General features: G+C 64.7%; 2 protein-coding genes. Both read left to right on the plus strand.

Translation table 11 applies throughout. The features are described 5' to 3' along the window. Positions 1–124: 124 nt before the first annotated feature. On the plus strand, positions 125–1,000 hold the full coding sequence (locus IVB22_RS24390; protein ID WP_247519802.1) for a site-specific integrase: 876 nt from the start codon (positions 125–127) through the stop codon (positions 998–1,000). A 13-nt stretch (positions 1,001–1,013) separates the two neighbouring features. Then, complete coding sequence (locus IVB22_RS24395) at positions 1,014–2,213, plus strand: IS91 family transposase (protein ID WP_247519803.1); 1,200 nt, start codon at positions 1,014–1,016, stop codon at positions 2,211–2,213. The last annotated feature ends 338 nt before the right edge of the window (positions 2,214–2,551 follow it).

Genomic DNA, 2,551 nt, shown 5'->3' on the forward strand with positions numbered 1-2,551 from the left:
GGACTAAACCGCTCGCGCGGTAGGGTACTGCTGCGGGCGTCAGGGCCAATGGGATAGCGCAACGGGGCGTCCTGTCTTGAGATCGAGGTGTTCCGACAACCTCCATCAAGACAGGAGCATCCCCATGACCGACGAGGCCATGAGCCCATTGCGGCGGCGCATGATCGAAGACATGACGATCCGCAAATTCGCGCCGAAGACCCAACATGACTACGTGCAGAGGGTCAAGAACTTCGCTGCGTTCCTCGGGCGATCACCCGATATGGCGAGCTTCGAGGACGTGCGCCGCTACCAGCTGCATCTGGCGGCGAGCGGCGTTGGTGTACCGACCATCAACCAGACCGTCTCGACGTTGCGGTTCTTTTTTAAGGTCACGCTGAAGCGCCACGAGATCGTCGAGCACACTCATGTCGTTCACGAGCCGCGCAAGCTGCCGGTGGTGCTCAGCCCCGAGGAGGTGGCACGGCTGCTCGATGCTGCACCCGGGCTCAAATACAAGGCGGCGCTGAGCGTGGCCTACGGCGCCGGCCTGCGCGCCGCCGAGGTGGTCTCGCTCAAGGTCTCCGACATCGACAGCAAGCGCATGATCATTCGTGTCGAGCAGGGCAAAGGCGGCAAGGACCGTAACGTCATGCTGTCGCCGCACCTGCTCGACCTGCTGCGAACCTGGTGGCGGGCGGCGCGGCCGCGGGGTTGGCTGTTCCCGGGCCGCGATCCGGCGCAGCCGATGACCACGCGCCAGCTCAATCGCGCCTGCCACGCCGCTGCCCAGATGGCGGAGATCAACAAGCGCGTCTCGCTTCACACCTTGCGGCACAGCTTTGCCACCCACCTGCTCGAGCAGAACATCGATGTCCGCGTCATCCAGGTGCTGCTCGGTCACGCCAGGCTCGACACCACCGCACTCTATACCCGCGTCGCCACCAAGACGATCAGCGAGGTCATGAGCCCGCTGGAGCACATCGCGCTCAAGCTCAAGGAGGTCCGACCGCCCGGCTGACGCGGAGGCGCCTATGTCGCGCCCGGCTTTGGAGGTCGCGGATATCTTCCGCGACCGCGGACCGGCATGGCGCAGAGCCAATGCCGGCCATATCAGCCTCGGACAGCTGAAGGTGATGTCGGCAATCGAGAACTGCCGCACGGCAGCTCTCGGCGGCCATGTCGCGCGCTGCGAGGACTGCACCTATACGACGATTGCCTACAACTCCTGCCGCAACCGGCACTGCCCGAAGTGCCAGGGCGCCGCGGCAAAGGACTGGCTCGCCGCGCGTGAGGCCGATCTGTTGCCGGTGCCGTACTATCACGTGGTGTTCACGCTGCCTGCGCCGATCGCCGACATTGGCTACCAGAACAAGGCCGTCATCTACGATCTGCTGTTCAAGGTCTCGGCCGAGACCATGCTGACGATCGCCGCCGATCCGAAGCATCTCGGTGCCAGGATCGGCATCACCTCCGTGCTGCACACCTGGGGCTCGGCGATGACCCATCATCCGCATGTCCACATGATCGTCCCAGGCGGCGGCATCTCGCCCGACGGCCAGCGCTGGGTGTCCTGCCGGGCCGGATTCTTCCTCCCCGTGCGCGTGCTCTCGCGCTTGTTCCGCCGGCTGTTCCTGGAGAAGCTCGCCGCCGCCCACCAAGCCGGCCGCCTCAGCTTCTTCGGCGCCCACCTATATCTGGCCGATGCGCAATGCTTCACGGCTTATCTCGCGCCGCTGCGCAAAGCCGAGTGGGTCGTCTACGCAAAGCGACCATTCGGCGGACCTGAAGCCGTGCTGGCCTACCTGGCGCGTTACACCCACCGCGTTGCCATTGCCAACAGCCGCTTGATCGCCTTCGACGAGCACGGCATCACCTTCAAGTGGAAGGACTATCGCATCGAGGACCGCGATCGATACAAGCGCATGACGCTCGCCACGGACGAGTTCATCCGCCGCTTCCTCATCCACGTGCTGCCATCCCGTTTCCATCGCATCCGCCACTACGGCCTGTTCGCCAAAAACGCTTGTGCCGACAACATCGCACGCGCCCGCGAGCTGCTCGCCGTTGCAAAACCTGACGGCCAGCCTGCCGCAACCGCCGTCGATCCCAGCAAGCCGAGTTGTCCATGCTGCGGCGGTCGCATGATCGTCATCGAGGTCTTCGAGCGCGGTGCAACGCCACGGCATCGGCCGACAGGTCCAACGAACGTCATCAGGATCGACACCTCATGAGCCCGTCACAATCCCGCAAATCTCGTCATCGCGCTCGCCGGCCTTCGACCGGCCACGGCAGAGCACGCTCAGATATCCAGCCCTCGTCTCAAATCGTCCGACAGTTCATCATGTCCGACGCGATCCGCCGCCGATTCACCAGCCGCTTCACCGTCGGCCAACTTGCCGGGGCGGCTCGATCCCGATCACAAATCTCTCCCGCGGCTCTCAAATCGCCATAGCGCCTGCGGCACGGCCTTCGTTCCCTCAAGCGCGGTTTCCTCCCTTGGAGGGTTTCGGACGCCGGCCCCGTGCGCGCGGCCTCACCGTCATGGGGCCGGCATCCGAAACCCTTCACA

Source organism: Bradyrhizobium sp. 190 (assembly GCF_023073415.1).
Classification (GTDB): domain Bacteria; phylum Pseudomonadota; class Alphaproteobacteria; order Rhizobiales; family Xanthobacteraceae; genus Bradyrhizobium.